This is a genomic window from Isoptericola sp. NPDC057391, from assembly GCF_042668085.1.
Taxonomy (GTDB): Bacteria; Actinomycetota; Actinomycetes; order Actinomycetales; family Cellulomonadaceae; genus Isoptericola.
Map to the genome: position 1 here is coordinate 41,203 of NZ_JBHVBO010000015.1, position 6,293 is coordinate 47,495.

Genomic DNA, 6,293 nt, shown 5'->3' on the forward strand with positions numbered 1-6,293 from the left:
CCCACCGCCGGGATGGTCACTCCGGTGTCCGCCCCGCGTGCGGCTCGGCCGGCACGCAGCCTCGCCGGTGGGGACGCGGGCGGGGTGACCTCCGGTCACGATTCGGGCGAAGGTTCCCCCGTTGTCTTGACACCGTGACGGCGCGGTCGTGCGATGAGAGCGAGACCGGGGCGCAACGACGCGCCAGGCCGGTGACGCGCAGCTGCGCGCACCGACCCCCGACCGGCCCGAGGGCGTAGGGGTGAGGCACATGCGAGGAGCTCCCAGGACGTCGGCGATCGCCGCGGTCGCGGCCGTGGCGGCGTTGACGCTGGCCGCGTGCGGCGGCAACGGCGGTGAACCCGAGAGCGGTGGAAGCGGCGGAGGCGGGGACGAGGTGGAGGTCTTCACCTGGTGGGCCGCCGGGTCGGAGAAGGCCGGCCTGGACGCGCTGGTCGGCGTCTTCGAGCAGCAGCACCCGGACGTGACGTTCGTCAACGGGGCCGTGGCCGGCGGTGCCGGCTCGCAGGCGAAGGACCTGCTGCAGACCCGCCTGCAGGCGCAGGACCCGCCGGACACCTTCCAGGCCCACGCGGGGGCCGAGCTGCAGGACTACATCGACGCCGCGCAGATCGAGTCCGTCACCGCGCTCTACGACGAGTTCGGGCTCACCGAGGCCTTCCCGTCCGACCTGGTGGACCGGCTCACCGCCGACGACGGCGAGATCTACTCCGTCCCCTCGAACATCCACCGCGCCAACGTCGTCTGGTCCAACCCCCAGGTGCTCACGGACAACGGCATCGACCCGGCCGCGACCTACGCGGACCTGGACGCCTGGATGGCCGACCTCGACAAGCTCAAGGCGGCCGGGGTGACCCCGCTCGCCGTCGCGCAGGCGTGGACGCAGGTGCACCTGCTCGAGACGGTGCTGCTGGCCGACCTCGGTGTGGAGGGCTACTCCGGGCTGTGGGACGGCTCGACGGACTGGAGCGGCCCGGAGGTGACCGCCGCGCTGGAGGACTTCGAGAAGCTCATGGGCTACACGAACACCGACCGCGACGGCCTGGACTGGCCGGAGTCGCAGCAGCTCGTCATCGACGGCAAGGCGGCGTTCACGGTGATGGGCGACTGGGCCGAGGCCTCGTACGTGGAGCAGGGCAAGAAGCTCGGCTCCGACTACACGGCGTTCCCCGTGCCCGGCACGGACGGCGTCTTCGACTTCCTCGCCGACTCGTTCACGCTCCCGGTGGGCGCGCCGCACCCCGACGGCGCCAAGGCCTGGCTCGAGACGGTGGGCTCGGCCGAGGGCCAGGAGGCGTTCAACAAGGCCAAGGGCTCCATCCCCGCCCGCACCGACGTCGACATGTCGACCTTCGGCGAGTACCAGCAGTCCGCCGCGGAGTCGTTCAAGAGCGACGCCATCGTGTCCTCGCTGGCGCACGGGGCCGCCGTCCCGGTGGCCACGCTCACCGCGATCACCGACGCCACGAGCAAGTTCACCTCGGGAGCCTCCGACCTGGCGGGGTTCCAGTCGGAGCTGGCCGCCGCGAACGCCGGCTGAGGCGCCGATGGCCACCGCCACCCGCCGGCGGGCGGGGGTGCGCCGCGCGGTCCGCCGCGCCGGCGCGCCCCTGCTCCTGCTGCTGCCGTCGCTGATCCTCGTCGGGGTGTTCGTCTACGGCCTCATCGTGGCGAACGCCCGGCAGTCCGCCACCGACAACCACACCGCCGCCCAGGCGACGGGCCAGGAGCCGACGACGGGCGTCGGGCTGCGCAACTACCTCGACCTGCTGGCGAGCGAGGAGTTCCAGCACTCGCTGACGAACCTTGTGCTGTACACCGTGGTGTTCCTCGTGGGCACGATGATCATCGGCTTCCTGTGGGCCTGGCTGCTCGACAAGCCGCTGCGGGGCGAGGGGTTCTTCCGGTCGATCTACCTGTTCCCGATGGCGGTCTCGTTCATCGCGTCGGGCGTGGTGTGGCGGTGGCTGCTCAACTCCAACCAGGACGAGCAGGCGTCCGGCCTCAACCGGCTGTTCCAGATGATCGGGCTGGACGCGCTGCAGAACAACTGGTGGAACAACGTGTCCGTGGGCATCGTCGCCATCGCGATCCCCGCGATCTGGCAGCTGTCCGGCTACGTGATGGCGCTGTTCCTCGCCGGCTTCCGCGGCATCCCCGTGGAGCTGCGCGAGGCCGCCCGGGTGGACGGCGCCAGCGAGTGGAAGCTGTACCGGCACGTGCTGTTCCCGCAGCTGTCGCCGATCGCGCTGTCGGCGCTCATCATCATCGGCCACATGTCGCTCAAGGCGTTCGACCTCATCATGTCGATCTCCAAGCCGGCGAACTACCAGACCAAGGTGCCCGCCGTGGACATGTACGTCTTCAAGTCGGCCTTCGACTACGCGAACGCGGCCGCCGTCGGCACGATCCTGCTGGTCATCGTGGCCGTCGTCATCGTGCCGTACCTCGTGCACACGCACCGGCAGGCGAAGCGATGACCGCCGTCGTGGAGGCCGAGGCCGGGCGCCCCGTCGACCTGGGACGGCCGGCGGCGCCGCGCGGCCGGTTCACCGTGGGCCGCACGCTGCGCTACCTGGTGCTGCTGCTCTTCGTCCTCGTGGTGCTGGTGCCCGTGTACGTGCTGCTCGTGACCAGCTTCAAGGGCCCCGGCGACGCCGCCCCCACGCGGGCGTGGAACCTGCCGCAGGTGTGGACCACCGCCAACTGGGAGACGGCGTGGAGCACCCTCTCGCCCGCCATCGCGCGCACCGTGCAGATGGTGGTGCCGGCTGCGCTGATCTCGGCGTTCCTGGGGTCGCTCAACGGGTTCGTGCTGTCGCGGTGGCGGTTCCCCGGCGCCGACCTGGTGTTCACGCTGATCCTGTTCGGCATGTTCATCCCGTACCAGGCGGTGATGATCCCGCTGAACCAGCTGGTGCTCGGGCTGGGCGTGCCCAGCGGCGTCCCCTCGCTGATCCTGCTGCACGTCGTCTACGGCATCCCCATCACGACGTTGATCTTCCGCAACTACTACATGACCGTGCCGCAGGAGCTCATCGAGGCCGCGCGCGTCGACGGTGCGGGGATGCTGCGCACCTACGCGTCGATCGTGCTGCCGATCTCGGTGCCGAGCTTCGTCGTCGTGCTCATCTGGCAGTTCACGTCCGCATGGAACGACTTCCTGTTCGCCGTCTTCTTCTCCTCCAGCCAGAACGGCCCCGTGACGCTCGCGCTGAACAACCTGGCCAACGGCGCGCTGCTGCAGGACTACGGCGTCTCCATGGCGGGCGCGCTGTTCGCGTCGCTGCCCACGCTGCTCGTGTACGTGCTGCTGGGCCGGTACTTCATGGGCGGACTGATGTCGGGGTCGGTGAAGGGCTGAACCGGCCGCGCGGGCAGCCTGTGGACGGCGGGCCTCGCGTGTCGGCAGGACCGGGCAGGCTGGGGGCATGACGACGACGACCCCCGCCGCCCGGTGCTTCGGCGACGGCGACCCCCTGTACGAGGAGTACCACGACACCGAGTGGGGCGTGCCCGTGCACGGCGAGGCCGCGCTGCTGGAGCGGATCGCGCTGGAGGGGTTCCAGTCCGGGCTGTCGTGGATCACCGTGCTGCGCAAGCGCCCCGCGTTCCGGGAGGTGTTCGCCGAGTTCGAGCCGGAGAAGGTCGCGGCGCTCACGCCCGACGACGTCGAACGCCTGCTCGGCGACGCCCGGATCATCCGCAACCGGCAGAAGATCGAGGCCACCATCGGCAACGCCCGCGCCGTGCTCGCCCTGCACGACGACGGCCGCACGCTCGACGAGCTGTTCTGGTCGTTCGCACCGGAGCCGCGCGCCTCGCGTCTCGCGTCCTGGCAGGCGGTGCCCGCGGCGACCGACGAGTCGAGGGCCATGGCCAAGGCGCTCAAGGCCGCGGGGTTCCGGTTCTTCGGCCCGACGACGGCATACGCGGCCATGCAGGCCTGCGGGCTCGTGGACGACCACCTCGCCACGTGCCCGGCGGTCACCGGCGGGACGCTCGGCGCGCAGCGCTCTTCCTGACCTGGTCGAATGACCCCGTGACCGGGTTCTGGTGGGGCCTGCTGGGCAGCTCGTCGCTGCTGCTCGGCGCTGCCCTGGTCCTGTGGCGGACGCCGAGCCGCCGGCTCACGGGCCTCGTCATGGCGTTCGGCGCGGGCGTGCTCATCAGCGCGGTCGCCTACGACCTGGTCGAGGACGCCTCGCGGGCGGCGAGCGGCTGGGTGCTGCTCGCGGGGCTGGCCGCCGGCGCGCTGACGTTCTTCGTGGGCGACCTGCTCATCGACCGCCGCGGGGGACGTGACCGCAAGCGGTCCACGGGCGCGCAGTCGGAGGGCTCCGGCGGCGCGATCGCGCTGGGCACGGTGCTGGACGGCGTCCCCGAGTCCGTGGTGCTGGGCTCCACCCTGGTCGGCGGCGGCGGGGTGAGCGTGGCGGTGCTGGCCGCCGTCTTCATCTCCAACCTGCCCGAGGCGATGTCCGCCACCGTGGGGCTGCGGCAGGCCGGCGCGTCCACCGCCCGGCTGGCGCTGCTGTGGGGCGGCACCACCCTCGTCTCCGCCGTCGCCGCCGGGGTCGGCTACGCCACGCTGGGCGCGGCGGACCCGGTGACCATCGCCGTCGTGCAGGCGTTCGCCGCGGGCGCCCTGCTCACCATGCTGGTGGACACGATGATCCCCGAGGCCACCGAGTTCGGCGGCCCGGTCACCGGGCTCGTCACCGTGCTCGGCTTCGCCACCGCCTTCGGGCTGTCGGCGCTGGATTGACCGCCATCTGTTCCACGTTGCATCGCGCCCGCGCGGCTTGAACTCGGCGCGCCTCCCTTGACGGGTGACGATCTCGCTCCCAGAGTGGTCCCACGTTAGATCGCCGCCTGGATCGCGGGTCGACGCCGACCCGCCCAACCCCCGCACCGTTGCGGGACGGAGGAACGCACCTCATGAAGCTCTCTCGTGCGACCGGAACGATCGCCACGCTCGCCCTCGCCGTCGGCCTGACCGCCGCCTGCGGGAACGGCGGGGCCGACGCCGGCCCGGCCGCCCCGGTCTCCATGGACGAGGAGATCACGCTGACGTTCGCGTGGTGGGGCAACGACGACCGCGCCGCGCGGTACGAGAAGGCGATCGACGCCTTCGAGGAGAAGTACCCGAACATCACCGTCCAGACGCAGTTCCAGTCCTGGGACGACTACTGGACGGCGCGCTCCACCGAGGCCGCCGGCAGCGCCCTGCCCGACGTCGTCCAGATGGACGCGGGCTACGTGCGGCAGTACGGCGCCACGGGCCAGCTCGCCGAGCTGGACGGCCAGGTGGGCGTCAACCTCGACACCGACGGCGTGGACGAGACCGCTCTCGCGTCGGGCCAGATCGAGGGCAGGACCTACGCGGTCCCCGTCAGCCTGAACACCCAGTCGATCATCTACAACGCGACGCTCCTCGAGGAGCTCGGCATGGAGCCCCCGGCCGACGGCTACACCTGGGACGACCTGGTCCAGTGGTTCGCCGACGTCGCCGAGGCGGGCGCGGAGCACGACCCGCAGGTGTACCCCGTCGGCGACATGACGGGGAACAACCCGTGGTTCCTGCAGTGGCTGGTGCAGCAGGGCAAGGCACCCTTCACCGACGACGGCCAGATCGCGTTCACCGAGGAGGACGTCCAGGCGTGGGCCGACCTGTGGGCCCCCCTGCGCGAGTCCCAGGCGTTCTTCCCCGCCAAGCGGGCCGCCCAGCTCGAGCCCAAGACCGGCCTGAACTCCGCCGAGGTCGTGGCCGAGGCGAACTGGGACACGCTGATGCCCAACTACACCGCAGAGCTCGGCAGCGACGACCTGGAGCTCATGCCCATCCCGACCGGTGACGACGGCAAGAAGATGTACTGGCACTCCGGCGTGATGCTCTCGGCCTCGGCCAGCTCCGCGCACCCGGACGCGGCGGCCGCGTTCATCGACTTCATGACGAACGACCCGCAGGTGGGCGAGATCTTCGGCACCAGCAAGGGCGTGCCCGCCACGGACGCCCAGAAGGACGCGATGACGATCGAGGAGGGGTCGCCCGACGCCCGCCTGCTCGCCTACGAGGACGCCCGCGCCGACGACGTCACCGAGCCCGCCCCCGTCCCGGTCGAGGGCTACGGCGAGATCGAGGTGGAGATGGCCCGCCTCTCCGAGGAGATGCAGTACGGCAACCTCGACGAGGACCAGTTCGCCTCCCAGTGGTTCGCCTACGTGCAGGACACCGTCAAGGCGGAGTAACCGCGTCAGGCGGAGGACGACGACGCCCCCGGGCCGACTTC

Annotated in this window: 6 protein-coding genes; all 6 read left to right on the forward strand. The window is 71.3% G+C overall.

Annotation, left to right across the window (positions count from 1 at the left end; all coding sequences use genetic code 11):
- Positions 1-250: 250 nt before the first annotated feature.
- The 6 genes from ACFUVW_RS04065 to ACFUVW_RS04090 all read left to right on the forward strand — a co-directional run bounded on the left by ACFUVW_RS04065 (position 251) and on the right by ACFUVW_RS04090 (position 6,252).
- Complete coding sequence (locus tag ACFUVW_RS04065; protein WP_430570073.1) at positions 251-1,540, forward strand: ABC transporter substrate-binding protein; 1,290 nt, start codon at positions 251-253, stop codon at positions 1,538-1,540.
- A 7-nt stretch (positions 1,541-1,547) separates the two neighbouring features.
- Complete coding sequence (locus ACFUVW_RS04070) at positions 1,548-2,480, forward strand: carbohydrate ABC transporter permease (RefSeq protein ID WP_430570074.1); 933 nt, start codon at positions 1,548-1,550, stop codon at positions 2,478-2,480.
- Positions 2,477-3,364 carry a carbohydrate ABC transporter permease gene (locus ACFUVW_RS04075; protein ID WP_430570075.1) on the forward strand — a complete coding sequence of 296 codons (888 nt, stop codon included), beginning with the start codon at positions 2,477-2,479 and terminating at the stop codon, positions 3,362-3,364. Before ACFUVW_RS04070 ends, ACFUVW_RS04075 begins: the two co-directional genes overlap by 4 nt.
- A 67-nt stretch (positions 3,365-3,431) precedes the next feature.
- Positions 3,432-4,025 carry a DNA-3-methyladenine glycosylase I gene (locus ACFUVW_RS04080; protein ID WP_430570076.1) on the forward strand — a complete coding sequence of 198 codons (594 nt, stop codon included), beginning with the start codon at positions 3,432-3,434 and terminating at the stop codon, positions 4,023-4,025.
- A gap of 17 nt (positions 4,026-4,042) precedes the next feature.
- Positions 4,043-4,768, forward strand: a complete 726-nt coding sequence (locus ACFUVW_RS04085) for a ZIP family metal transporter (RefSeq protein WP_430570077.1) — start codon at positions 4,043-4,045, stop codon at positions 4,766-4,768.
- A gap of 173 nt (positions 4,769-4,941) precedes the next feature.
- Complete coding sequence (locus tag ACFUVW_RS04090) at positions 4,942-6,252, forward strand: ABC transporter substrate-binding protein (protein ID WP_430570078.1); 1,311 nt, start codon at positions 4,942-4,944, stop codon at positions 6,250-6,252.
- Positions 6,253-6,293 lie beyond the last annotated feature (41 nt).

Bases quoted from the DNA above. Each gene is read 5' to 3' on its own strand.
- ACFUVW_RS04065 (WP_430570073.1), top strand. From the start codon at position 251: ATGCGAGGAGCTCCCAGGACGTCGGCGATCGCCGCGGTCGCGGCCGTG.
- ACFUVW_RS04070 (WP_430570074.1), top strand. From the start codon at position 1,548: ATGGCCACCGCCACCCGCCGGCGGGCGGGGGTGCGCCGCGCGGTCCGC.
- ACFUVW_RS04075 (WP_430570075.1), top strand. From the start codon at position 2,477: ATGACCGCCGTCGTGGAGGCCGAGGCCGGGCGCCCCGTCGACCTGGGA.
- ACFUVW_RS04080 (WP_430570076.1), top strand. From the start codon at position 3,432: ATGACGACGACGACCCCCGCCGCCCGGTGCTTCGGCGACGGCGACCCC.
- ACFUVW_RS04090 (WP_430570078.1), top strand. From the start codon at position 4,942: ATGAAGCTCTCTCGTGCGACCGGAACGATCGCCACGCTCGCCCTCGCC.